At 62.9% G+C, this 23,338-nt stretch carries 23 protein-coding genes; 19 read left to right on the forward strand and 4 right to left on the reverse strand.

The features are described 5' to 3' along the window. The first annotated feature begins 3 nt into the window (after nt 1–3). Nucleotides 4–1,011, forward strand: coding sequence for a phosphotransferase enzyme family protein (locus IB267_RS30530; protein WP_192451150.1), 1,008 nt, complete (start codon nt 4–6; stop codon nt 1,009–1,011). Nucleotides 1,012–1,034: 23 nt separating this feature from the next. On the opposite strand, the gene hpaR is transcribed toward IB267_RS30530, so the two are convergent. Then, entirely contained in the window at nt 1,035–1,523 is a 489-nt protein-coding gene (gene hpaR, locus IB267_RS30535) for a homoprotocatechuate degradation operon regulator HpaR (RefSeq protein ID WP_371742666.1), read from the reverse strand. Between the two features lie 108 nt (nt 1,524–1,631). Between hpaR and IB267_RS30540 the strand changes: the two genes are divergently transcribed. The 14 genes from IB267_RS30540 (at nt 1,632) to IB267_RS30605 (ending at nt 16,460) form a co-directional block, all read left to right on the forward strand. Further along, nucleotides 1,632–2,024, forward strand: a complete 393-nt coding sequence (locus IB267_RS30540) for a 5-carboxymethyl-2-hydroxymuconate Delta-isomerase (RefSeq protein ID WP_192451152.1) — start codon at nt 1,632–1,634, stop codon at nt 2,022–2,024. 65 nt (nt 2,025–2,089) lie between these two features. Beyond that, a complete protein-coding gene (gene hpaE / locus IB267_RS30545) occupies nt 2,090–3,607 on the forward strand; it encodes a 5-carboxymethyl-2-hydroxymuconate semialdehyde dehydrogenase (RefSeq protein ID WP_192451153.1) in 1,518 nt (505 codons plus the stop codon). A 34-nt stretch (nt 3,608–3,641) separates the two neighbouring features. Then, nucleotides 3,642–4,622, forward strand: a complete 981-nt coding sequence (gene hpaD, locus IB267_RS30550) for a 3,4-dihydroxyphenylacetate 2,3-dioxygenase (protein WP_192451154.1) — start codon at nt 3,642–3,644, stop codon at nt 4,620–4,622. A gap of 52 nt (nt 4,623–4,674) precedes the next feature. Beyond that, the gene (locus IB267_RS30555; RefSeq protein ID WP_192451155.1) at nt 4,675–6,111 is read left to right on the forward strand and encodes a pyridoxal-dependent decarboxylase; all 1,437 of its coding nucleotides are present in this window, start codon (nt 4,675–4,677) and stop codon (nt 6,109–6,111) included. After that, entirely contained in the window at nt 6,108–6,977 is an 870-nt protein-coding gene (locus IB267_RS30560) for a fumarylacetoacetate hydrolase family protein (RefSeq protein ID WP_192451156.1), read from the forward strand. Before IB267_RS30555 ends, IB267_RS30560 begins: the two co-directional genes overlap by 4 nt. 3 nt (nt 6,978–6,980) lie before the next feature. Next, nucleotides 6,981–7,784: a 2-oxo-hept-4-ene-1,7-dioate hydratase gene (gene hpaH / locus IB267_RS30565; protein ID WP_192451157.1), complete on the forward strand. Its 804-nt coding sequence runs from the start codon at nt 6,981–6,983 to the stop codon at nt 7,782–7,784. An 8-nt stretch (nt 7,785–7,792) separates the two neighbouring features. After that, nucleotides 7,793–8,605, forward strand: coding sequence for a 4-hydroxy-2-oxoheptanedioate aldolase (gene hpaI, locus IB267_RS30570; RefSeq protein WP_192451158.1), 813 nt, complete (start codon nt 7,793–7,795; stop codon nt 8,603–8,605). 153 nt (nt 8,606–8,758) lie between these two features. Then, the gene (gene pepT, locus IB267_RS30575) at nt 8,759–9,991 is read left to right on the forward strand and encodes a peptidase T (RefSeq protein ID WP_192451159.1); all 1,233 of its coding nucleotides are present in this window, start codon (nt 8,759–8,761) and stop codon (nt 9,989–9,991) included. Between the two features lie 96 nt (nt 9,992–10,087). Beyond that, nucleotides 10,088–11,020, forward strand: coding sequence for an AraC family transcriptional regulator (locus tag IB267_RS30580; protein WP_192451160.1), 933 nt, complete (start codon nt 10,088–10,090; stop codon nt 11,018–11,020). 227 nt (nt 11,021–11,247) lie between these two features. Continuing rightward, entirely contained in the window at nt 11,248–12,525 is a 1,278-nt protein-coding gene (locus IB267_RS30585; protein WP_192451161.1) for a sugar ABC transporter substrate-binding protein, read from the forward strand. Between the two features lie 88 nt (nt 12,526–12,613). Next, nucleotides 12,614–13,474, forward strand: coding sequence for a carbohydrate ABC transporter permease (locus IB267_RS30590; protein WP_192451162.1), 861 nt, complete (start codon nt 12,614–12,616; stop codon nt 13,472–13,474). Then, a complete protein-coding gene (locus IB267_RS30595) occupies nt 13,474–14,295 on the forward strand; it encodes a carbohydrate ABC transporter permease (RefSeq protein ID WP_192451163.1) in 822 nt (273 codons plus the stop codon). Before IB267_RS30590 ends, IB267_RS30595 begins: the two co-directional genes overlap by 1 nt. Nucleotides 14,296–14,327: 32 nt before the next feature. Then, nucleotides 14,328–15,374 (forward strand): NAD(P)-dependent alcohol dehydrogenase, encoded by a 1,047-nt coding sequence (locus tag IB267_RS30600; RefSeq protein WP_192451164.1) that lies wholly within the window; start codon nt 14,328–14,330, stop codon nt 15,372–15,374. Between the two features lie 3 nt (nt 15,375–15,377). Continuing rightward, the gene (locus IB267_RS30605; protein ID WP_192451165.1) at nt 15,378–16,460 is read left to right on the forward strand and encodes an ABC transporter ATP-binding protein; all 1,083 of its coding nucleotides are present in this window, start codon (nt 15,378–15,380) and stop codon (nt 16,458–16,460) included. A gap of 41 nt (nt 16,461–16,501) precedes the next feature. Here IB267_RS30605 and IB267_RS30610 read toward each other — a convergent pair whose 3' ends face one another. Further along, entirely contained in the window at nt 16,502–17,650 is a 1,149-nt protein-coding gene (locus IB267_RS30610; protein WP_192451166.1) for a hypothetical protein, read from the reverse strand. A 281-nt stretch (nt 17,651–17,931) separates the two neighbouring features. On the opposite strand from IB267_RS30610, the gene IB267_RS30615 reads away from it, so the two are divergent. Continuing rightward, nucleotides 17,932–18,528: a hypothetical protein gene (locus IB267_RS30615; RefSeq protein ID WP_371742667.1), complete on the forward strand. Its 597-nt coding sequence runs from the start codon at nt 17,932–17,934 to the stop codon at nt 18,526–18,528. Nucleotides 18,529–18,581: 53 nt separating this feature from the next. Here the strand turns inward: IB267_RS30615 and IB267_RS30620 are convergent, their stop codons facing one another. Then, nucleotides 18,582–19,223 (reverse strand): response regulator transcription factor, encoded by a 642-nt coding sequence (locus IB267_RS30620; protein WP_192451167.1) that lies wholly within the window; start codon nt 19,221–19,223, stop codon nt 18,582–18,584. Between the two features lie 5 nt (nt 19,224–19,228). Beyond that, nucleotides 19,229–20,614: a sensor histidine kinase gene (locus IB267_RS30625; protein WP_371742668.1), complete on the reverse strand. Its 1,386-nt coding sequence runs from the start codon at nt 20,612–20,614 to the stop codon at nt 19,229–19,231. A 279-nt stretch (nt 20,615–20,893) separates the two neighbouring features. Here IB267_RS30625 and IB267_RS30630 point away from each other — a divergent pair, with 279 nt between their 5' ends. The 3 genes from IB267_RS30630 (at nt 20,894) to IB267_RS33565 (ending at nt 23,136) form a co-directional block, all read left to right on the forward strand. Then, nucleotides 20,894–21,637 (forward strand): hypothetical protein, encoded by a 744-nt coding sequence (locus IB267_RS30630; RefSeq protein WP_192451169.1) that lies wholly within the window; start codon nt 20,894–20,896, stop codon nt 21,635–21,637. Nucleotides 21,638–21,714: 77 nt separating this feature from the next. Beyond that, nucleotides 21,715–22,482 (forward strand): EAL domain-containing protein, encoded by a 768-nt coding sequence (locus IB267_RS30635; RefSeq protein WP_192451170.1) that lies wholly within the window; start codon nt 21,715–21,717, stop codon nt 22,480–22,482. Between the two features lie 153 nt (nt 22,483–22,635). Beyond that, complete coding sequence (locus IB267_RS33565) at nt 22,636–23,136, forward strand: hypothetical protein (protein ID WP_246810898.1); 501 nt, start codon at nt 22,636–22,638, stop codon at nt 23,134–23,136. Nucleotides 23,137–23,338: the final 202 nt, after the last annotated feature.

Below are 23,338 nucleotides of genomic sequence, written 5' to 3' on the forward strand. Positions count from 1 at the left end.
ACGATGGTCGCCGACCTGCCTCCGCACTTTCGGGCCGCGCTCGACAGGCGCGCCTGCCAGGCGCTTACGCACTGGGGCGTCGCCGACCAACGGCCGGAACTTCTGAAATACCGCGAAAACGCGGTGTTTCGCGTCCGCCTCACGGATGGCCGCCTGGCGGCACTGCGGCTGCACCGTGCCGGCTATCACGGCGAGGATGCGCTCCGCTCGGAACTGCAATGGATGGCAGCACTCGGCGATGGCGGTCTTGCTGTGCCGCAGCCGATCACGGCAGTGGACGGGCGGTTGCTTGTCGCTCTGCCGGAAGATGGAGTGTTTGCCGCGCAGCACGCCGATGTCATCGGCTGGATGGGCGGCGAACCATTGGGCGAAAGCGGCAAAGCGCTGGCCCTTCCGCCGGAAAGGCTCAGCACGATCTTTGCCGCACTCGGCGCATTGATGGCGCGAATGCACGACATTGCCGACCGCTGGGCGCCGCCTGCGGAGTTCTGGCGTCCAGCCTGGGACGCGGACGGGCTGCTTGGCGAGCGACCGCTTTGGGGAAGGTTCTGGGACTGCGACGGCCTGTCTTCGGTGCAGGCGGCCGGGCTTTCGGCCTTGCGGCATGATCTCCGACGGCACGTGGCAACGCTGCCGACGCCGGCTCAGGATTTTGGGCTGATCCATGCGGATCTTGTTCGGGAAAACGTTCTGGTCGCCGAGAACGCCGTGACCTTCATCGATTTCGATGATGCCGGCTGTGGTTTTCGCCTGTTCGACATCGCCACCGCTCTGTTGAAGAACCGCCGCGAGCCGGCGTACGAGGCGATCCAATCCGCGCTGATCTCAGGCTATCGCAGCCGCCGTGCCCTGCCGGACGAAGCGCTCTCCCACCTGCCGCTTTTTCTCGTGCTTCGCAGCCTCACCTATATCGGCTGGTTTGCCGCACGACCGGAATTGCCAGGCGCCCGCGAGCGCGTCCGCCGCTACGCCGACGAAACGCTGACGCTTGCCGAAGAACTGGCTCTGTGATGATCCGGGCGCTGTCGAAGCCCTCAGTCGTTGAGGGTGGCCAGCTCGTCGAGCATGTCGAGCAGAACTTCGACACGTTCGTGGCCATAGCGAGCTTCAAGCTGCTCGTAGATCGCGCGGCTTTCCGGGCTGACATCGGCGATCACCCGCATGCCCTCGGGCGCGATCTCCAGAAGCACGCGGCGTCCGTCGTCGGCGTCCTTGTGCTTGGTGATCAGGCCGCGCTCTTCGAGCGAACGGATAATGCGCGTGAGGCTCGGCGCCAGGATGAAGGCCTTGTCGGCCATTTCGGAAGCATCGACCCGGCCGACCTCGGCGAGGATGCGGATTACCCGCCATTGCTGCTCGGTGATATCGTGACGGGCGAGCATCGGGCGGAAATGCGCCATGACCGCTTCGCGCGCTCGCAGCAGCGCGATCGGCAGCGATCGGCGCGTATTGTGCGGCAAAAGGGCGTCGGGACCGAGATCGGTCTTGGTTTTCTCACGGCTCATAAGCGCTCTATCGGACATTTTCCGTCATTCCGCAATTGTCAGCCACAAGTGCCGAAAGAGAGTTACTTGACACGGTCGCCAATTTCATTAACGTGTTAATTAAATCATGGCGCATCGGGAGGAAAGATGCCGCACCTGACAATCGAATATTCCGGCAATCTCGACACCAAGGTCGACTTTGCCCGGCTTTGCCGGACCGTTCACAGGACGATCCTCAGCACCGGCCTTTTCGAGCTCGGTGCGGTCAGGGTGCGCACGATCCGGAGCCTCGACTACGCGATCGCCGATCTTCTGCCCGAGAACGGCTTCATCGACATGTCCTTCCGCATCGGCCGCGGGCGTACGGAAGCTGAGAAGAAGGCGACCGGCGAAGCGATCTTCAAGGCCGTGAGCGACGAACTTTCCGCGCTTTTCGCCACGCCGCACTTCGCCCTCAGCCTCGAAATCCGTGAGATCGACCCGGATCTGAGCTGGAAGAAGAACGCCATTCACCCCAGGCTGCGCGCCTCCAAAGGCTGAGCGCGGCCCTCCCACAAAAACACGGCAGTGCGCGGCGAAGGTCTGCGCCAGCATCGGAGAACACCATGTCCAAGCTCCACGAAAATCTCGCCAAGGCGGAACGCTACCTTGCCCGCTTCAAAAGCGACGGCGTGCTCAACCACATCAACGGCGAGGCAGTCCCTTCGCTCGATGGCGAGACCTTCGAGACAATCTCGCCTGTCGACTTGAAGCCGCTGGCAAAGATCGCGCGTGGCAAGGCAGCCGATATCGACCGCGCCGCCAAGGCTGCGAAAGCGGCCTTCGCCGAATGGGCCGCGATGCCCGGCGAGACGCGCAAGAAGCTCCTGCACAAAATCGCCGACGCGATCGTCGCGCGCGCCGAGGAGATCGCTTTCGTCGAGTGCATGGATACCGGACAGTCGCTGAAGTTCATGGCCAAGGCGGCGCTGCGCGGCGCGGAAAACTTCCGCTTCTTTGCCGACCGGGCGCCGGAGGCGCGCGACGGCAAGGTGCTGCGCGGCGGAAACCAGATCAACATGACGACGCGCGTGCCGATCGGCCCGGTCGGCATCATCACCCCGTGGAACACACCTTTCATGCTGTCGACCTGGAAGATCGCCCCGGCGCTCGCCGCCGGCTGCACGGTCGTGCACAAGCCGGCCGAATTCTCACCGCTGACGGCGCGGCTGCTGGTGGAGATCGCCGAGGAAGCGGGCCTGCCGAAGGGTGTGTGGAACCTCGTCAACGGCTTCGGTGAAGATGCCGGCCGGGCGCTCACCGAACATCCGGATATCAAGGCGATCGGCTTCGTCGGCGAAAGCCGCACCGGCTCGATGATCATGCGGCAGGGTGCCGACACGCTGAAGCGCGTGCATTTCGAACTTGGCGGCAAAAACCCTGTCATCGTCTTTGCCGATGCCGATCTCGAACGCGCCGCCGACGCCGCCGTCTTCATGATCTATTCGCTGAACGGCGAACGCTGCACCTCGTCTTCGCGGCTCCTCGTCGAAGACAGCATCTACGATCGCTTCACCGCACAGGTTGCCGAGAAAGCCAAGCGCATCAAGGTCGGTCATCCGCTCGACCCCGAGACCGTGGTCGGCCCGCTCATTCACCCTGTGCATGAGAAGAAGGTGCTCGATTACATCCGCATCGGCCGCGAGGAAGGGGCGACTGTTGCTGCGGGTGGCGAGAAATTCCAAGGCCCGGGCGGTGGCTGCTACGTCAGCCCGACGCTCTTTACCGGCGTCAACAACGGCATGCGCATCGCCCAGGAAGAAATTTTTGGGCCGGTGCTGACCGCCATCCCCTTCAAGGACGAGGCGGAGGCACTGTCGCTCGCCAACGACACACAATACGGCCTGACCGGTTACCTCTGGACCTCCGACGTCACCCGCGCCTTCCGCTTCACCGACCACCTCGAAGCGGGCATGATCTGGGTAAACTCGGAAAACGTGCGCCACCTGCCGACACCCTTCGGCGGCGTCAAGAGTTCGGGTATTGGCCGCGACGGCGGCGACTGGTCGTTCGACTTTTACATGGAAACCAAGAACATCGCCTTTGCCAGCTCGGCGCATGCGATCGCCAAGCTCGGCGGCTGAGCGCGCGCTGGCTACACATCTGGAGGAGACATCAATGCCCTTGCCGAAACCGAACCTTCACCCGCCCTTCAACATCGTGCGGCTGAGCCATGTGGAGCTCGCCGTCACCGATCTCGCCAAGTCCCGCGCCTTCTATGTCGACGTGCTCGGCCTGCAGGTCACCGACGAGACGGCGGACACCATTTATCTGCGGGCTATGGAGGAGCGCGGCCACCACTGCATCATCCTCAAGAAGGCGGCATCGGCAGAAGCACGCGACCTCGGCTTCAAGGTTTTTGGCGACGAGGACCTCGAAAAGGCCGCGCATTTCTTTAAGACCAAGGATCTGCCGGTCGAGTGGATCGAGCGCCCGTATCAGGCGCGCACTTTCCGCACCCGTGACCCCCAGGGCATCCCGCTCGAGTTCTACTCGAAGATGGACCGCCTGCCGCCCATCCACCAGAAGTACGCCCTTTATCGCGGCGTGAAGCCGCTCCGCATCGACCACTTCAACTGCTTCTCGCCCAATGTCGACGAAGCCGTCGCCTTCTACAACGAGATCGGCTTCCGGGTGACGGAATACACCGCCGACGAGGAGACGGGGCGTCTCTGGGCTGCCTGGACCCATCGCAAGGGCGGCGTGCACGACATCGCCTTTACCAACGGCCGCGGTCCGCGCCTTCACCACACCGCCTTCTGGGTGCCGACGCCGCTCAACATCATCGACCTGCTCGACCTGATGTCGACCTCCGGCTGGCTTGCCAATATCGAGCGCGGCCCCGGCCGCCACGGCATCTCCAACGCCTTCTTCCTCTATGTCCGTGATCCTGATGGCCACCGCATCGAGATCTATTGCTCGGATTACCAGACCGTCGACCCGGATCTCGAGCCAATCAAGTGGGATCTGAAGGACCCTCAGCGCCAGACGCTCTGGGGCGCGCCGGCGCCAAAATCCTGGTTCGAGGAAGGCAGTGCCTTCGCCGGCGCCGAGATCCGCGACTCGATCCTGAAAGCCCAGCCGATCGTCGCGCCTTGACGGTTTGGAGATAAGGGTCGGGTAGAGCCAGAGAGCAGACGGGAGGACGCACATGGATCAGAAAAGTTTCGCAGAATGGTCGCTGAAGGCAGCGCAATGGGGCGCCGACTACCGCGCGTCGTTGCGCGACCGGCCGGTGCGGGCACAGACGGCACCGGGCGCGATCGCCGCCCATATCCCGTCGCAGCCGCCGAAGACGGGCGAGGACATGGAGGCGATCTTCGAGGATTTCGAGAAGATCATCCTGCCCGGCATGACCCATTGGCAGCATCCGCGCTTCTTCGCCTACTTCCCGGCAAATGCCGCGCCGGTCTCTGTCGTCGCCGAATATCTGGTCACCGCCATGGCGGCGCAATGCATGCTCTGGCAGACCTCGCCGGCAGCGACCGAGCTTGAGACCAAGGTGCTCGACTGGCTGCGCCAGGCGATCGGGCTGCCCGAAGGCTTTTCCGGCGTGATCCAGGATTCCGCCTCCTCGGCGACGCTCTCTGCCGTGCTGGTCATGCGCGAGAAGGCGCTCGGCTGGCAGGGCAACAAGAAGGGACTTTCCGGCCAGCAGCAGCTCCGCATCTACTCCTCCGACCAGGTCCACACCTCGATCGACCGGGCGATCTGGGTTTCAGGTATTGGCGAGGAAAACCTCGTGCGCATTCCGGCCAAGGGACCACGACGCGCGATGGACACCGGCGCGCTGGAAGCCGCCATCCACAAGGACAAGGCGGCAGGCCTGTTGCCGGCTGGCGTGATTGCCTGCACCGGCGGCACCAGCACGGGCGCCTGTGACGACATCGCCGAGGTCGTGCGGGTCGCGCATGCGCACGGTCTTTACGTCCATGTCGACGCCGCCTGGGCCGGGGCCGCGATGATCTGCGAAGAGTTTCGCGACCTCTGGACCGGCGTCGAGACGGCGGATTCCGTCGTCTTCAATCCGCACAAGTGGCTGGGTGCGCAGTTCGACTGCTCGGCGCATTTCATCCGCAGTCCCGGCGATCTGGTGAAAACGCTCGCGATCCAGCCGGAATATCTGAAGACCCATGGCCGCGACGGCATCATCAACTATTCCGAATGGACGATCCCGCTCGGCCGGCGCTTCCGCGCGCTGAAACTCTGGTTCCTGCTGCGCTTCCACGGACTCGACGGGTTGCAGACGATGATCCGCAACCATGTGCGCTGGTCGGAACAATTGGCGGAGCGGCTGGGCAGCCACAAGGATTTCGAGATCGTCACGCCGCCGATGCTGTCGCTGTTTTCGTTCCGCCATCTGAGCGAAGAGGATCCGGACGCCCACACCATCGCCCTCGTCAACGCGATCAACGATGACGGCCGCATCTATCTGACCCAGACCCGTGTCGATGGGCGCGTTGCAATCCGCTTCCAGGCCGGCCAGTTCGACATGACGGAAGAAGATGCAGAGATGGCCTTCGACGTGATCGTCGAAGTCGCAGCCGCCCTCGACGGGCATCCCGAAAAAGCGAAGGCTTCCCAATGACCCCTCCCCGTTTCGTCACCTTTTCGGCCGAAGGCGGGCGAGGTTATGGCCTTGTTTCCGGCCACGGTCTGATCGATCTCTCCAAGCGATACGGATCGACCTTCCCGACCCTGCGCGAAGTGATTGAAGCCGGCGCTCTTGGCCGGCTTGCCGATGATGCGGCGGGGTTGCCCGCCGACTACGCGCTCGATGTTATCCGCTACGAGATCCCGGTGCCGGCACCGGAAAAGATTATCTGCGTCGGCGTGAACTTTCCCGACCGCAACGAAGAGTACAAGGATGGCCAGGCAGCGCCCGCCAACCCGTCGCTGTTCATCCGCTTTCCGCGCTCCTTTACCGGCCACGGTCAGCCACTGATCCGCCCGCCGGAAAGCCCACAGCTCGATTATGAAGGCGAGATCGTCATCGTCATCGGCAAGGGCGGTCGACGCATTCCCGAGTCGAGCGCACTCGACCATATCGCGGCACTGTCGCTCTGCAACGAAGGCACGATCCGCGACTGGGTTCGCCATGCCAAGTTCAATGTCACCCAGGGCAAGAATTTCGACCGCACGGGGTCGATCGGCCCCTGGCTGGTGCCCTTCACCGACGAGGCCCAGCTTGCCGATATCAAGCTCGAAACGCGGGTGAACGGCGAGGTGCGCCAACAGGATCGCACCAGCCGGATGATCTTCTCCTTCCGCAAAATCATCAGCTACGTCTCGACCTTCACGACGCTGGTTCCCGGCGACGTTATCGTCACCGGCACACCGACCGGCGCCGGTGCCCGTTTCGATCCGCCGATCTGGCTGAAGCCCGGCGACATCGTCGAGGTCGAGGCCGAGGGCATCGGCACCCTCATCAACCCCATTGCCGACGAGGCCTGATCGATGCTCGACAAATCCCAGATCGAGGCCGCAGCTAGCGCCCTCGACACCGCCGAACGTGAGCGCGTCCAGACCGGACTGCTCTCGCTCCAGCACCCCGACATGACCATGGACGACGCCTATGCGGTGCAGACCGCCTGGGTGAAGCAGAAGATCGCGGCGGGACGCCGGGTGATCGGCTGGAAGATCGGTCTCACCTCCAAGGCGATGCAATATGCGCTGAACATCGACATCCCGGATTCCGGCGTGCTTTTCGACGACATGCTGTTCGAGGGTGGTGCGCGCATTCCCGGCAACCGCTTCATCCAGCCACGCATCGAGGCCGAGATCGCCTTCGTGATGAAGGCGCCGCTTGTCGGCCCCAACGTCACCGTCTTCGACGTGTTGAACGCCACGGACTATGTCACCCCTGCGCTCGAAATCCTCGACACCCGCATCCTGCGCGTCGATCCGGAAACGAAGAAGGCCCGCACCATCGTCGATACCATCTCGGACAATGCCGCCAATGCCGGCATCGTTCTCGGCGGGCGGCAAATGCGGCCCGATGCGATCGACATGCGCTGGATGGGCGCAATCGTCTCGCGCAATGCCGAGGTGGAAGAAACCGGGCTTGGCGCCGGCGTGCTCAACCATCCGGCCCGTGGCATCGCCTGGCTCGCCAATCGCCTGTCGCTTTACGGCGAACGCATCGAGGCCGGCCAGATCGTGCTTGCCGGTTCCTTCATCCGCCCGATCGAGGCCCGCCACGGCGATACCATTGTCGCCGACTTCGGTCCGTCGGGCACCGTCAGCTGCTTCTTCGAATAGGATCGACCATGCCCGCTCCCCGCAACCCGTTCAAACAGGCGCTTGCCGAGAAGCGCCCGCAAATCGGCCTCTGGCTGGCGCTTGCCAATCCATACGCCGCCGAAGTCTGCGGCGGTGCCGGTTTCGACTGGCTACTTATCGACGCCGAGCATGCCCCGAACGACGTACCGCTACTGGCCGCGCAACTCCAGGCGCTGGCCGCGTCGCCAAGTCATGCCATCGTCCGCCCGCCGATCGGCGAGACCTGGATAATCAAGCAGATCCTCGACATCGGCGCGCAGACGCTGCTGGTACCGATGGTCGAAAGCGCCGAGCAGGCCCGCGCCCTGGTGCGCGCCGTGCGTTATCCGCCCCATGGCGTGCGCGGAGTCGGTGCCGCGCTTGCGCGGGCATCTGCCTTCAATCGCATTCCGGACTATCTGCAGACCGCCAACGACGAGGTCTGCCTACTTGTGCAGATCGAAAGTCGGGCCGGCCTTGCCGCGCTCGACGAGATCACGAACACCGACGGCGTCGACGGTGTCTTCATCGGCCCGGCCGACCTTGCCGCTGACATGGGCTTTCTCGGCAAGCCCGGCGCTCGGGAAGTGCAGGAAGCCGTAGAAGCGGCGTTGGTGCGCATCCAGTCGTACGGGAAAGCGGCCGGCATTCTGACCTCCGACCAGGCGCTCGCCCGCCGCTACCTCGAACTCGGCGCCACCTTCGTCGCCGTCGGCAATGACGTCAGCCTGCTGGTCGGCGCGACTTCCAAGCTGGCCGCGGAGTTCAAAGGCATCAGAGGCGATGCCGGAACGGTGGAACGGTCGGGCGGGTCTTACTGAGGCGCGCTCAGATGTCGACGCGGGCCGCGTCATCAAGCGCCGGACATTACAGGCCTGGGCCGACAGCCTCGACGTTTCGCCACCGAATCCGGTTTGAGGAATCGTGACGCGGGAGTATAGCGGTTGCACGCTCACCAGCACTGGATCCCGCCCATGACCGATACCGTTCTCGAACGCTTCCTCCGTTACGTCGTCATCGACACCCAGTCCGATGCCAGGTCGAAGACCCAGCCTTCGACGGAAAAGCAGAAGAACCTCGGTCGCGTGCTCGTCGAGGAACTGCTGGCGATCGGCCTTGCCGACGCCCATCTCGACGAGAACGGCTATGTCTATGCCACCATTCCTTCGAACGTGGACAAGCCGGTGCCGGTCATCTGCTGGTGCTCGCACATGGACACGGCGCCGGATTTCACCGGCACGAACGTCAAGCCGCAGATCGTCAGCAACTATCAGGGCGGCGATATCCGGCTCACGGGCGATCCGCAGCAGGTGATCCGCGTCGCCGACCACCCGGTTCTCAACGACCAGATCGGCAATGACATCGTCACGACCGACGGCACGACGCTGCTCGGCGCCGACGACAAGGCCGGGCTTGCGGAGATCGTCACAGCCGCTCAGGTGCTCGTCGACAATCCCGACATCAAGCACGGCACGATCAAGCTGCTCTTCACCACGGACGAAGAAATCGGCCGTGGCGTCGACAAGGTCGACCTGAAGAAGCTCGGTGCCGAATTCTGCTATACGGTCGATGGCGAAACAGCCGGACATATCGAGGACGAGACCTTCTCCGCCGATGGCGTCGAGATCGTCATTCATGGCGTGGCGATCCATCCGGGCTTTGCCAAGGACAAGATGGAGAACGCGATCAAGATCGCCGGCGACATCATTAGCCGGCTACCGCGCGACGTGTCTCCCGAGGGCACAGAAGGCCGCGACGGCTTCGTGCACCCGACCGGTGTCAGCGGCTCAATGGACAAGGCGCAGCTAGGCCTCATCGTGCGCGACTTCGACGAGGCAGGCCTGGCCACGAAGGAAGCCATGCTCGAAGGCATCGTCAAGGATGTGATGACGGCCTATCCCGGATCCACCTACAGCTTCGAGGTCAAAGAGCAGTATCGCAACATGAAGGCCATCCTCGACCGCCACCCGGAGATCGTCGAGAATGCCATCGAGGCGATCCGTCGCGCCGGCATGCAGCCGGTGCGCGGCAGCATTCGCGGCGGCACCGACGGCTCGCGTCTGTCCTTCATGGGTCTGCCCTCGGCCAACCTCTTTGCCGGCGGCCATGCCTTCCACTCGCCGCTCGAATGGGTCAGCCGCCAGGACATGGAGCGCAGCGTCAAGACGCTGGTCGAGCTCGCCAAGATCTGGGCCGAACGCGCCTGACATAGTCCGGAAAACGGGGCGGCTTGGGTGCAATAGGCAGCCGCTCCTTCTCCAAAGGAGACGACCGATCGACACGGCGCGAAGGAGGGTCAGGCGATGAGCACGGCGCGAGGCTCAAAACGTGCGCCGGCAAAGCCCGCTTCGCTCGCGACCAACCCGCCGACCTTCGAGCACATCGTCACCGGCGTCAACGAGACGTTCCTATGGCGTCTCGACAACTATCCCTGGGAACGGAACGTCTGGAACTTCCATCCGGAGATCGAAATCCATCTCATCCGCAAGGCCTCGGGCCTTGCCTTCGTCGGCGATCATATTGGCCAGTTCGATCCCGGCTATCTGACAGTGATCGGCAGCAACCTGCCGCATGACTGGGTGACGGTCACCGAACCGGACGAGATCATCGAAGGGCGCGACATCGTCATCCAGTTCCATCCCGACAGGATGCGCGAGATCACCGACGCCCTACCGGAATTTGCCGAGCTCGGGGCCTTCTTCGCCCGCGCCGAGCGCGGCCTGGTGTTTCATGGCGAAGCTCGCGCCAAGGGCGCCGATCTGATCGAACGTATGGGCAGCCTGAAAGGGCTCTCGCGCTTCTCGCTGTTCATCCAGCTGCTCGATCTGCTGGTCAACACCGAGGAATACGCGTTGCTCTCCTCGCCGGAATTCGCGCCAGAACTCGACCAACAATCGCTTGACGTGCTGCGCGGCGCTCTGGCCTTCATCTACGAGAACATCGCCACCGACATTCATCTTGCTGATCTTGCCCGGCAGGCCGGCATGAGCGAAACGGCCTTTTCCCGTTTCTTCAAGAAGAATACCGGCAACACCTTTACCGACCACGTCAACAAGCTGCGCATCTGGCAGGCGTGTAAGCTGCTTGCCGAAACCGACATGCCGATCACCGACATCTGCTTCGAGGTCGGCTACCTCAACATCTCCAATTTCAACCGCACCTTCCTGCGCCAGCACAAGATGACGCCTTCGGCCTACAGGCGGCTGACAGGCCAGCGTCGTACTTCCCGTTCTTAGGCGCGTTTCACCCACCCAGGCGATGAATCCTTGCGTTTGCTGCGCTGCAAACGGCTGGCATCTGGCAATTTTCTGCAAGAAAGTACAGAATCGCCGCATCGCGCACGCTAGCTCGGCAGAGCGTAAGGCCTATCATCGAACCCAGCGAAACGGTTCGCTATGAGGAAAACGCACTGGATCTGAGGAGTATCCGGCGCGCATCGCAGACCTGGGGAGGTCTTTTCACAATGAAAAAAGCCAAAACGCTCGTTTCGAGCATCGCCTTCGCATGCCTTCTTTCCACCGGCCTGACGACTGTTGCGGTCGCTGCCGAATGCTCCGGCACGGTCAAGGTGCTCGCCCAGCCGCGCGACGGCCTGACGCTGCTCGAAGACTACAAGTCCGAATTCGAGAAGCTCTCGGGCGGCGCATCCTTCGAGATCGACTATCTCAACGAAAACGACCGCCGCGCCAAGACCAAGGCGGACGCCTCGACCATCGGCAAGTACAACGTCTATTACATCGACGAGGCAAATGTGGCGCTATTTGCGTCGGCCGGCTGGGTCGCGCCGCTGATGGACTATTATCCTGCCGACTACGACTACGCCGATTTCGATGCGGGCCGCCAGAAGGTCGCGACCTATGACGGCAAGGTCTGGTTTGCGCCGGTCACTGGCGGCGGGGACCTCATGGTCTACCGCAAGGACCTGCTTGAGGCGGCCGGCATTACGCCGCCGAAGACGCTCGACGAATATGTTGCCGCAGTGAAGAAGCTCAATCAGCCCGACCAGGGTATCTACGGCACAGCCCTTCGCGGCCAGCGCGGCTCGGGCGCGAATGTCTGGCGCTGGATGCCATTCTTCAAGGGCTTTGGCGGCAACTGGTTCGACGGCAAGACGCCGGTCTTTGACGGCGAACAGGCGGTCAAGGCGACCGAGACCTATCTCGAACTCTTCAAGTACTCGGCACCGGGCAGCCAGACCGGCGGCTGGGACGAGGCGGTTGGTGCTTTTACCTCCGGCCAGGTGGCGATGCTGATCGAATCCACCCCGCTCGTCGGCATGGCGATCGATCCGAAGTCCTCGAAGGTGGCCGGCAAGGTCGGCTACCTGCCGCCTCCGGCACCGTTGACGGGCGGCGGCTACGGCCATGGTCTCGCGATCGGCATGAAGGCCAACAAGGATGAGGCCTCCAAGGCCTGCGCCGGTCTGTTCGTAGCTTGGGCGACCTCGAAGGAAAACGAGGCCCGGCGGCTCGAAGCCGGACAGTTCAGCGAACTCAATCGCACCAGCATCATGACCAGCCCGAAATTCGCCGAGCTCTACGGCCCCGATCTGGGCCAGGCGCTCGCCGATACCGGCAAGGTCACCGCCGTCAACTTCTGGCAGAACCCGCAATGGCCTGATCTTGGCGACCGCTGGGGCATCATCCTCGAGGAGCTGATCACCGGAACGCGCACCGACATCAAGGAAGGCCTCGACGAACTCGACGGCTTCGCCAAAGACCTGGTTGCCCGAAGCCAGTAAGCCGGTTCCTCCCAGGGGCCATCGGCCGGCAAAGCCGCCGGTGGCCCGCACCATCGGGGGCGCTCAAAGCCCAGCCGTAGGACTGATCATGAAGCAGAAAAACAGCCTGCCGGCGGTGTTCCTCACCCCGGCCATGGGCATCCTTGCCGTTCTCGCCCTCGTGCCGACGGCCTATGCGATCTACATATCGTTCCAAAACCGGGAACTCAGCCGTCCGGACGGCAGCTTCGTCGGTTTCGCCAACTATATCGACCTTTTCTCGGACCGCCGCTTCATCAATGCGATCGGCGTCTCCCTGACCTGGGAAGCCGTGACCGTCGGTATAACGCTCGCCATCGCCGTCGGCCTTGGCATTCTGCTGTTCGAATGCGTCTCGCCGCGCACGCGCAACCTGCTGGCGCTCCTCTTTCTCGTACCGGTGATCCTGCCACGCGTTTCGGCCGCCTTCGTCTGGAAGTTCGCCTTCCATCCGCTCTATGGCATCGCCACCTATCCCTACAAGGCAATCACCGGTCAGCCACTCGATCTCCTGTCCAATCCGGCGACTGCACTTGCGACAGTCGCATTGGTCGATGTCTGGCAATGGGGCCTATTCTTCGCCGTCATCGTCTTGAAGCTCCTGGAAACGCTGCCACCGCAGCCCTTCGAGGCAGCAAAGCTCGACCATGCCCGCACATGGGAGATCTATGCCTTCATCGCGCTGCCGATGCTGAAGGCGCCGCTGATCTCGCTTGCCTTCGTCAAGATGATCGAGTCGCTGCGCGCCTTCGACCTGATCTACGTCATGACCCGCGGCGGCCCCGGCATCGCGACCGAAACGCTCGACATGTACGCCTTCGCGCAAGGCTTCATCGAGTCCGGCCGGATTTCCTACGCCTCCAGCATGGCGGTTCTGATGATGATCGCCACCTCGATCGCCTTCACCTTCATCTGGAAGAGGGTTCAGTGATGACCGCCCACGCCCTTGGCCGCTTCATTGGCCGGCTCATCCTTGCCGCCGCCGCCTTCTCTGCCGTGTTTCCAATGTTTTGGACCGCGCTCAATGCCTTCAAGAACCGGGTCGACATCGTGACACCGACCCCGCTCTTCTTCTTCGAGCCGACGCTCGACAACTTCGCCTATGTGCTCGGCCGCGAAAGCGTCTTTGCCGGCCTCGTCAATTCGCTGCTGATATCGGGCGCTGCGGTGCTGATCGGTGCCGCTCTCGGCCTGCCCGCCGCCTATGCGATCGCGCGCTATCCCAACCGCTGGTCCCGCGACATTCAGTTCTTCGTTCTGTCGCTGCGCTTCCTGCCGCCGGTCGCGATCGCCATTCCGCTGATGGTGATCTGGCTCGATTTCGGCCTCTATGACACCCGCCTGTCGATGATCGTCACCTATTCGCTGCTGACGCTCGCGACCATCATCTGGCTGAGCGTCCCGGCCTTTGTGCGGGTGCCGAAGGAAGTCGAGGAGGCTGCCCGCGTCGATGGCTACGGTCCTTATGCGATCTTCTTCCATATCGCGCTGCCGATTGCCCTTCGGTCGCTGATCGGAGCTGTCGCCTTTGCCTTCGTGCTCGTCTGGAACGAATTCCTGATTGCGCTGATGCTGACGACGTCCGACGCCAAGACGTTGCCGATCGTCGCCTCGGAGCTGACGCAGCTCGGTCGCGACGTGCCCTGGGGCATCCTCAACGCCTCCGTTGTGCTGCTCTCCATCCCGCCGCTGCTCTTCATCGGGGTTCTAAGTGGCATGCTCAACAGCGCCTTCAAGCGCAAGACCCAATGAATCCCAAGACTGGAAAAACAAGGAAATCCCTCATGCAAGCGTTGGTCCTCGAGCAAAAAGGCAAGCTCGCAATCCGGGAGATCGATCTCCCGCTGGAACTTGGTCCCGATGACGTCAAGATCGCCATCGACACGGTCGGCGTCTGCGGCAGCGACGTGCACTACTACACCCACGGCGCCATCGGCCCCTATGTGGTGCGCGAACCGATGGTGCTCGGTCATGAGGCGGCCGGCACCGTCGTCGCGGTCGGAAGCAATGTCGAAACGCTTGACGTCGGCGACCGGGTCTGCATGGAGCCGGGTGTTCCAGAACTGACCTCCCGCGCTTCCAAACTCGGCATCTACAATGTCGATCCCAAGGTGCGGTTCTGGGCAACGCCGCCGGTTCATGGCGTGCTCGCTCCTTTCGTCATCCACCCGGCCGCCTTCACCTACCAGCTCCCTGACAAGGTCTCCTTTGCCGAGGGTGCCATGATCGAACCCTTCGCGATCGGCATGCAGGCAGCCGCCCGCGCGCGGATTGCACCGGGCGATGTCGCCGCGGTGATCGGCTGCGGGCCGATCGGCATCATGGTGGCGCTCGCAGCCCTTGCCGGTGGCTGCAGCCGTGTCTTCATCTCCGATTTCAGCGCGCAGAAGCTGGCGATCGCCGCTCAGTATCCGGGCATCATCCCGGTCAACATCGCCGAGCGGCCTTTTGCCGATGTCATCGCCGCGGAAACCGGCTGCTGGGGCGCCGATCTCGTCTTCGAGGCGAGCGGCAGCGCCAAGGCCTTTTCCGGGATATTCGATCTGGTCCGCCCGGGCGGTGCCGTGGTTCTGGTGGGCCTGCCGGTCGAACCGGTACACTTCGACGTTCCGGGCGCAATCTCCAAGGAAGTCCGGATCGAAACGGTGTTTCGTTACGCCAACATCTTCGACCGCGCCCTGCAATTGATCGCGTCCGGCAAGGTCGATCTGAAGCCGCTGATCACTGAAACCTTTCGCTTCGAAGACAGCATCAGGGCATTCGAGCGGGCCGCATCCGCCCGACCGACTGATATCAAACTACAGATCCGCATGGACAGTGGGAAGGATTGAGCCATGGCGAACATCGTCTGCTCCAACGTCGGCAAGCAATACGGCGCCGTTGATGTCATCAAGGATTTCAACCTCGATGTCGCCGATCATGAATTCATCGTGTTTCTCGGTCCATCCGGCTGCGGCAAGTCCACGCTGCTGCGCATGATTGCCGGTCTCGAAGACATATCCGGCGGCATCGTCTCGATCGGCGGGCGGGCGGTCAACGACCTGCCGCCTCGCGACCGCGGCGTCGCCATGGTCTTCCAGAACTATGCGCTCTACCCACACATGACGATCTACGACAACATCGCTTTCGGACTGAAGCGCATGAAGGTGCCGAAGGCGGAGATCGATACGCGGATTCGCGCTGTTTCGGGAACGCTCGGCCTCGAGCCCTATCTCGCCCGCAAGCCGACCGAGCTGTCCGGCGGGCAGCAGCAGCGCGTCGCTATCGCTCGCGCGATGATCAAGACGCCACGGGTCTTCCTCTTTGACGAGCCGCTCTCCAATCTCGACGCGAAGCTGCGCAATCACATGCGGGTCGAGATCGCCCGGCTGCACCAGAAGCTGAAGACCACGACGATCTATGTGACCCACGACCAGTTGGAGGCGATGACACTTGCCGACCGGATCGTCCTGATGAAGGGTGGCGCGATCGAGCAGGTCGGAACGCCCGCCGAGATATACGAACGCCCGCGCACGCTCTTCGTCGCCGGCTTTATCGGCACACCCAACATGAATTTCATCGACGTGACGGCCGAAAAGACCGAAGGCGGCTGGCTGTTGCGCAGTGCGGGCGGCAGCTTCGCGATCTCGGACGACAGGTTCACGCTTCGCCATGGCCAGACGCTGGTGCTGGGCATACGTCCCGCCGACCTGGCGCCGGCGGAAAGCGGGCTCAATCGTGTCGAGGGCATCGCCGACCTGGTAGAGTTTCATGGTAACGACGCGCTCATGACCTTTCTATTTGCCGGCAAGGAAATTGGCGCACTGGTCAAGGCCAGCGGCTGCCCCAGGCCGGGGGAAGCCGTATCCTTCACAATCGAGCCAAACGGCTTGCACCTGTTCGACCGGGAGAGCGGTCTCTCGGTGCTGAGTACGTGAGCGGCAAGCAACAGCCCTGCCCCCGACAGGACTGTTTGCCTTCAGATCGCGTTGGTGAACGAGGCAGCCGGGAGAGGTCCCGCGGTCATCATCGTAAAATCGAAGGGCGCGCGGACGTCGGCATCGAGCACGTATTGGCGATGCACACGCAGAAAGTCGCGCTTGATCCGGCCATAGCGCTCCGGCGACAGCATGTGCTTGAGCCGGATGAAGACGATGGGCGGCTGCGGAGCATCGTCGTGTCCGGCAAGCGCCACCACCTGGCACCTGTAGAAATTGATCGCATCCGTCAGGCACTGCACGTCGAACCAGAAGATATCCTTCACCCTGGCGATGGCACCCACGCGCGCGCGCAGCACTTCGGCCGAGCGCAGCAGAGCACATTGCAGGATCGCGCCGCCGAGCGTGACGAAGACGACACGTTTTCCGGCGAAGAGGTCCGGCTCCCGCTCCACCAGCGTGCCAATCACCTGGGCGGCGATGCTGGAGCCCATGCTGTGGGAGCTGATGACATATTCGTCGGCCGGCTCGCTAAGCGCTGCTCTGACGGATGCCAGATTGTCTTCAATCCATTGCTTGAAATAAGGCTTTTCCAGACGCGCGACGGCAATCGCCAGCTCCCAGTCGGAAAAGAGATGCAGGGTGTGCCACCGCTCCGACCAGGGGAGAAACAGCTTGAAAAAGGCGAGATAGGCGACGATCGCGCTTAGGACGAGAAGCGATGATTCAAGCGCGAGCCAATAGGGCGCGGTGCCGATCAACACGCTCCCCGCCACGCCGATTGCCACCAGCAGGAACGGAAAGAGAAAGAACAGGCCGAACCGCCAGGCATGCCGGAAGTAGCCGAACGCGCCGCCTTCCCAGACGACACGCGCAGCGCTCAGGTAGCCCGCGCCCATTCTATGCAGCGTGCCGCGGCCGTTCAGGCGTCTGACGATCTCGTCGTGATCGAAGATGTAGACGCGGCTGGCCGTCTGCCAGTCCGCACCCTGGCTGTCCACGTCGAAATAGCGGCCGGGTCCCTCGCTCTGCACCTGCCCGACCTGAACATCGAAATCCTGGAGTCTCGCGGTCTTGACCGCCGATCGCTTGTAGCGCGCCTGATGCTTGCCGGCATCCAGCGGCTCGAAGCCGGGAAAATGCAGCACGATGCGTTTCTTGACGTGCCCGGTCGATTTGTCGTGTGACAATGGTTGATCTTTCAATAGGCGCAAAACGCCCGCCCCCGGACCTCCTATGAGACGCAGGAGCGGGCGCTCGATGAGCGCCGGGTGGTCCCAGCCTGCCGGAGACGTCAACGATCTCGGTGTCGAGAATATGGCCAAATGAAACGATGCAACGGCAGGCATGACAATTTCGATTGCGCCATGGCCTGACGACCTGCATCACGCCCCGATCCGCGGCTCAGCAGGTAACGGCCGCCAAGCGACGTCGCAAGGAACCCGACTTTGGTCCTAAGGGATTCCGACGATTGTCCGGTCTTTCGCCGGGGAAAGGTCTGAGAAAGCGTAACCGGCGCAGACGCGCGTTGACTGGCCATGCCGGCCATGAGCAAAGTCGAGCTTGCCGGTATCCGCCGGAGTGTGCCCACCCGGTGCCGCGACATCGCCAGAGGACCGAAATGCCCAAGTGCCGGATTTTTCTTGCTGCCTTCTTCTGGCCCTCGGTCCTGTTGGTGACGACCCTTCCTTATAAGCTCGATCTGACCCGCGGAGGCCTGTCGATCAGCGAAGCGATCGCTCTTGCCAAGAACGGCAATAGTGGCGGCGGCAACGGTGGTGGTAATGGCGGAGGGAACGGGAACGGCGGCGGCAATAACGGCAATGGCGGTGGCAACGGAAACGGAAACGGAAATTCCAACGAAAACCGTTCCGGCGGAAACTCCAAGGCCTCCCGTGCCAGTGAAGACGCCACCGACGATGACGAAACCGGTATCCGCCACAAGGGCGGCATAACCGAGCAGGTCCGGAAGGGGCGCTACATCATGAAGGACGCCCGCGGACGGACGATCATCAACCGGCGCGCGACATCAGCTGACAAGCAGCGCATGGAGACCCTCGCGCATTAGCATGCGCCGCTGATCTGCGCCGGTGCGGCCGCGGTTTCCGTCGTTCCCGGCAGCTAAAGCTCGCGCGCGTCGCGCAGAACCATCGCCGCTTCGGTGCGGTTGGCGACCCCCAGCTTCGTCATGATCTGCGTCATGTGATGCTTCACGGTCTTTTCCTGCAGGTCCAGCTCGATGGCGACATGCTTGTTGCTCATACCGGCCGCCACCAGGCGCAGAACCTCTTTTTCGCGGGGCGTCAGGTTTGCGACCAGACCGGATTTTCCCGGCTGAGCCGGCGCCTTCGTCGACAAAAGCTTGGCTGACAGGGTCGGCGCCACGTAGCGCTCGCCCGAAGCGACGGTACGAATGACCTCGGCGAGCGCCGATGCGCCGACACCCTTCAGCACATAGCCGGTGGCACCGCGATCGAGCGCCGTGGTCACGTCGTCTCCGTCCTCGGAAACCGTGAGCATGATGATCTTCTGCGACGGAGCGACCTCCAGGATTGCCGGTATCGCCTCCAGCCCGCCGCCGGGCATCGAGATATCCATGAGCATCACGTCCGGTCCGAGGCTTTGCGCGATCCCGGTCGCGTCGTCCTTCGAACTGCCCTCGGCGACGATCTCAAATCCCTCGATCTCCGACAGGCTCCGGGTCACGCCTTCGCGAAACAGAGGATGGTCGTCGACCACGGCAACGCGTATCCTTGACGTCATGATAGTCAGATCTCCTTGACGCTGGTCGTCATGCGAACGGTGGTGCCGGTTGGCCCGATGATGATCTCAAACGTTCCGCCGAGACTTTCGATCCGTTCGCGCAGGCCGGCAAGACCAAGACTTGTGGGCGGAACTTTGTCCGGGTCAAATCCGGGACCGCCATCGCCGACATCGATGGTGACAAGGTCGCCGACCGTCCGTTGCGACACCTGCTGCCTCACGCCGCCGGCGTGCCGATAGCCGTTGTTGAGAGTTTCCTGAACAAAACGATAGATGCAGATCTTTGCCGCCTGCGACAGACGGTCGGGCGGGTCGGCCAGAGTGAGCTCGACCGCCGCGCCGGTGCGCTGCTGATGGGCCTTCACGCATCGCTGCAGGATCTCCGCCAGCCCGGCCGTCTCGATCTGCGGCAGCACCAGACCGCCGCAGATTGTGCGGATCTCCTGCATCGCCTCGTCGAGGCTCGCCTTGATCGCGCCGATTTCGCGCGCACGGGTGGCGGCCGGCGTCGCCTCGCGCTTCAAGGTCTCGCTGCCCAGCCTCAGCGAAGCATAGGCGACGAGCTGGGCGGGGCCATCATGCAGGTCCGCGCCGATGCGCCTCAGATAGCTTTCGTTCAACGCGGTGGCGCGCTGCGACGCGCGCTGCAGCCGGCCGCGCAACGTTTCGTTCTGTGCCAGCGATGCCGAAAGCTCGTCGACGCGCTGGGCGAGCGCATGCCGCTGGCTCTCTATCGTCTTGCTGCCGCGAAGCACGATCGCCGACAGCACGACAAAGAAGGAGAGCGTGAAGGCTGCCACCGCCAGCCAGGTGTGTGCACGCGCCTGATCGAGGCTTTTCTGAAAGTCATTGGCGACTTCATGAAATTCCGACACCGCAACCACCTGCCCCGACCAGGGCTGCAGCACGGGATTGTAGATGGCCAGCGCCGGCACGCCCGCCCCCTTGTCCGTCGCAACATCGCCGTCCTGGTCAAACCGCGCGACCATCCTGCCGGAGAAGGCCGCCTGCAATTCGCCGCTGAGTTCGACCTTGGTGCCGACGGCGGCCTGATCGCTCGCATAAAGGAGCGTGCCGTCCGCACGCCAAAGCCGGAACGAGAGGAGCCGCTCACCCAGGGCTCCCTGGCCAAGCGTCTCGTCCAGCGCACGGGCGACCGTTTCGTCAAGCACCTCGTTCGTCTGCATGTCGGGCAAGAGCGGTGCGATCACGCTGTCGACATAAAGCGCCGTCGTCGCGGCGGAATTCCGGGTGACCGCATCTTCGATCCGGTTGGAAACAAAGGCGCCGACCAGAACCATCGCGCAAGCCGCGACCGCTCCGCCGATCAGCAAGAACTGCCTGGCAAGGGATTGAGAATTCCAGTGGGTGATAAGTTGATGGACGCGCACCAGGTCTCTCGGATCGGGCCGCCGGTCTGTGCGGCGCGCGATTGTAGCAAGGCCCCGCCAACCTAACCACTCTCGCGGCGTGGTCAATGACGCCGCCATTTCGCCCGCCCGCTTCGGACCTTTGACCCGTGGAAATAGGACCTAGGTCCTAGCTGCAAAGGCAATGGTCGGGGGCCGATGGCGCGCTATACGAGGCGCAGATATCGTCGCTGCATCTTAGGTTGTTCGCTCAATCCATGCAGGAACCAAGAACAACTGGCTGGAAGTATGGAGATTATCATGCCTGTGACGAATCTGATCACCCGAAGCATCATGGTGTTGACGCTTGCCGTTGCGCCAATGGCTGCCGGCACTTTGGGGCTCACTGTTTCCGCTTACGCCAAAGGCGGCAACGGCGGCGGCGGCAATGGCGGCGGCAATGGTGGCGGCAACGGTGGTGGCAATGGCGGCAGCCACGGTGGGAGCTCCAGTCACGGCAAGTCCGACAGTTCCCGAGGGAGCAAGGGAACCAAAAGCGAAAAATCCGGCGGGACATCCTCTCACAAGCAGAAGTCCACTGGCGGCAAGGCTTCCGAGAAGGCAACCAAGTCGAAAAAGATCGAGAAGGCGGCAAAATCGGCGCCAGTTGTCATTGATCCGGTTGTCGCAGATCCGGTGATCGTCGAGCCTCTGGCGCCTGGTGCAACACCGGGCTTCCGTTCGCTCAATCGCAATTACCACGCCTACCTCAATTCGAACGATCCGAAGATGTCAGCGGTTTCCGCCTATGCCGTTGCCTATGCCCAGTTCGAGGCTGAAAACGGCGTCGACGCCATCCCCACCGATCCGGCGCTCAGCGACGAAGCCCTGCGCGAGGCGCTTGCCGGCTTCACCAAGGATGGCGTGGTAACCGACGGTATGGTCGACGAAGCTAAGGGCATCCTTGGCGTCGGCCCGGCCGTCGGCAAGATCGACGAAATCCGCGGCACGCTGCCGCCGCCGACGGTGGTCGTCGTCGAGCCCGAACCGGAGATTGCCCAATAGCCAGAAGCTGGCCGCCGGCTCATCTCTGGTGAGTCGGCGGCTGCGACCGAACCCGCGTCCAAGCCAATGGAGTTTAAATGCTTGATCGTGTTGTGGAAATTTTCGACCACGCAGCAAAAGAAGGCCGCGTCGGGTTTTCCCTTCAACACGTCAATGCCGTCGCCGATGTCGGCACCGTACTCTATTCGGAGTGTCTGGGAAGGATCATCCGACCGGACGGCGAGGTCATGACCGCCAGCGAGTTCGTACGCTATCTGGAGGCGGCCGGCCGCATCGCGGCGCTTGACAGGCACATGCTCACGCTTGCCTTCGATTGGCTGGCGCATCATCCCTCCGGTGACCTCGGCTGCAACATCTCGGTCGAGAGCATCTGTGACGAGCGCAACCGGGCGCTGCTCCTGGATCTGCTGTCAACCCATCGGTGGCTGGCATCGCGCCTCGTGCTCGAACTCGCCGAAAGCTTGCCGATCTCGGCGCTCCCGACCGCCGCACGCTTCGTGCGAAGCGTGCGTGACCTTGGATATCGGGTCGCCGTCGATGACTTCGGAACGGGTTTTTCGACACCGGAGGCACTTTTGTCCCTGCCGGTCGATATCGTGAAGATCGACGGTTTCTTCCTGCGGCTTGGACGCCCCGACGCGGAGCGGTTCCTCCTGCACATGGTAGGCCTGGCTTCCTGCGTCGCCCCCGTCATCGTGGTCGAAGGCGTTGAAACCTACGCGCAATTCGAGGCCGCTCAAGGCGCCGGCGCAACGCATGTGCAAGGGTTCCTGCTCTCCGAGCCGACGCTTAGCCCGTTGTTTGGCGGTGAGATACGCCCAGCGTATAGCGCAATGCTTTGCTAGCGTTCCGCCAAATCAAGCAAGTGCACAGCCCACCCCTTATGCTTTCCTGATCTTTCCGTCCCGCCTTCCCAAGCGAAATCCTACGCCGATCCGCGCGATAGAAGCAGTTGAAGGCAATGAGCCGATAGGTCGTTTTGCCCCAGGCAAGCTGCCATGCTGGCGCCGCTTTTGAATGGCTTGAGACGTGCCGCGCCGCAACCCGGTGCCGCTGCATTCACCTTCCCTGCGATCGGCCGGATTTTCCGTTGGCGGCATGCCTTCCGGCTCCGGACGCGAGCAGAACAACGCAGACGCTTGCCGGCACCGGCCTTGCCGGATCCGAAAGCGTCTCAGACGAGCAAGATTATGAAATTCACAAACGGATTCAAACTCTCCCGCAGAGCCAGCCGACGCCTGCCGACGGAATATTTCATGCTGGCGGATGTCGCGTTCGAGGGCGCCGTTATCGGCTCTCTGGGCGGTTGCCCTATACGGGAAGCCGTGCGCGACGGAGATGGTCTTGTCTACCGTTTCGTCGGTGTGGCACCGCGCCTGGCAGGCGGCGGCTTTGACGTGCTGGCGCTTCGCACGGGCGAATGGATCGTCAAGCCGGGCCTGGTTTACGCGGCGGATCCCAAGGCCACGCAAACCCTTGACACAGACCGCGCTGCCTAAGCAGCAAGCAGCACTTTATCGGTCGAAACTACATCCGTTGCCCCGCCGCCGGCTTCGTCGGCGCAGCTTTCACCAGCTTCAAGCCGACCCTGCAATGCCCCTGTAATCTTGGCGCTTTAGCTCCCGGTCAGTCGCCGCAACGATCCGGATCGCAGTCGATCCGCTCATGCGAGACGTCAACGACAACTGCTGGCTTCGCGCG

It is taken from the genome of Ensifer sp. ENS09 (genome assembly GCF_014852425.1).
GTDB lineage: Bacteria > Pseudomonadota > Alphaproteobacteria > Rhizobiales > Rhizobiaceae > Ensifer.

Coding starts and splice junctions, on each gene's coding strand:
- IB267_RS30530 (WP_192451150.1), top strand. CDS start 4: ATGGTCGCCGACCTGCCTCCGCACTTTCGGGCCGCGCTCGACAGGCGC.
- hpaR (WP_371742666.1), bottom strand. CDS start 1,523: ATGTCCGATAGAGCGCTTATGAGCCGTGAGAAAACCAAGACCGATCTC.
- IB267_RS30540 (WP_192451152.1), top strand. CDS start 1,632: ATGCCGCACCTGACAATCGAATATTCCGGCAATCTCGACACCAAGGTC.
- hpaE (WP_192451153.1), top strand. CDS start 2,090: ATGTCCAAGCTCCACGAAAATCTCGCCAAGGCGGAACGCTACCTTGCC.
- hpaD (WP_192451154.1), top strand. CDS start 3,642: ATGCCCTTGCCGAAACCGAACCTTCACCCGCCCTTCAACATCGTGCGG.
- IB267_RS30555 (WP_192451155.1), top strand. CDS start 4,675: ATGGATCAGAAAAGTTTCGCAGAATGGTCGCTGAAGGCAGCGCAATGG.
- IB267_RS30560 (WP_192451156.1), top strand. CDS start 6,108: ATGACCCCTCCCCGTTTCGTCACCTTTTCGGCCGAAGGCGGGCGAGGT.
- hpaH (WP_192451157.1), top strand. CDS start 6,981: ATGCTCGACAAATCCCAGATCGAGGCCGCAGCTAGCGCCCTCGACACC.
- hpaI (WP_192451158.1), top strand. CDS start 7,793: ATGCCCGCTCCCCGCAACCCGTTCAAACAGGCGCTTGCCGAGAAGCGC.
- pepT (WP_192451159.1), top strand. CDS start 8,759: ATGACCGATACCGTTCTCGAACGCTTCCTCCGTTACGTCGTCATCGAC.
- IB267_RS30580 (WP_192451160.1), top strand. CDS start 10,088: ATGAGCACGGCGCGAGGCTCAAAACGTGCGCCGGCAAAGCCCGCTTCG.
- IB267_RS30585 (WP_192451161.1), top strand. CDS start 11,248: ATGAAAAAAGCCAAAACGCTCGTTTCGAGCATCGCCTTCGCATGCCTT.
- IB267_RS30590 (WP_192451162.1), top strand. CDS start 12,614: ATGAAGCAGAAAAACAGCCTGCCGGCGGTGTTCCTCACCCCGGCCATG.
- IB267_RS30595 (WP_192451163.1), top strand. CDS start 13,474: ATGACCGCCCACGCCCTTGGCCGCTTCATTGGCCGGCTCATCCTTGCC.
- IB267_RS30600 (WP_192451164.1), top strand. CDS start 14,328: ATGCAAGCGTTGGTCCTCGAGCAAAAAGGCAAGCTCGCAATCCGGGAG.
- IB267_RS30605 (WP_192451165.1), top strand. CDS start 15,378: ATGGCGAACATCGTCTGCTCCAACGTCGGCAAGCAATACGGCGCCGTT.
- IB267_RS30620 (WP_192451167.1), bottom strand. CDS start 19,223: ATGACGTCAAGGATACGCGTTGCCGTGGTCGACGACCATCCTCTGTTT.
- IB267_RS30630 (WP_192451169.1), top strand. CDS start 20,894: ATGCCTGTGACGAATCTGATCACCCGAAGCATCATGGTGTTGACGCTT.
- IB267_RS30635 (WP_192451170.1), top strand. CDS start 21,715: ATGCTTGATCGTGTTGTGGAAATTTTCGACCACGCAGCAAAAGAAGGC.
- IB267_RS33565 (WP_246810898.1), top strand. CDS start 22,636: ATGCTGGCGCCGCTTTTGAATGGCTTGAGACGTGCCGCGCCGCAACCC.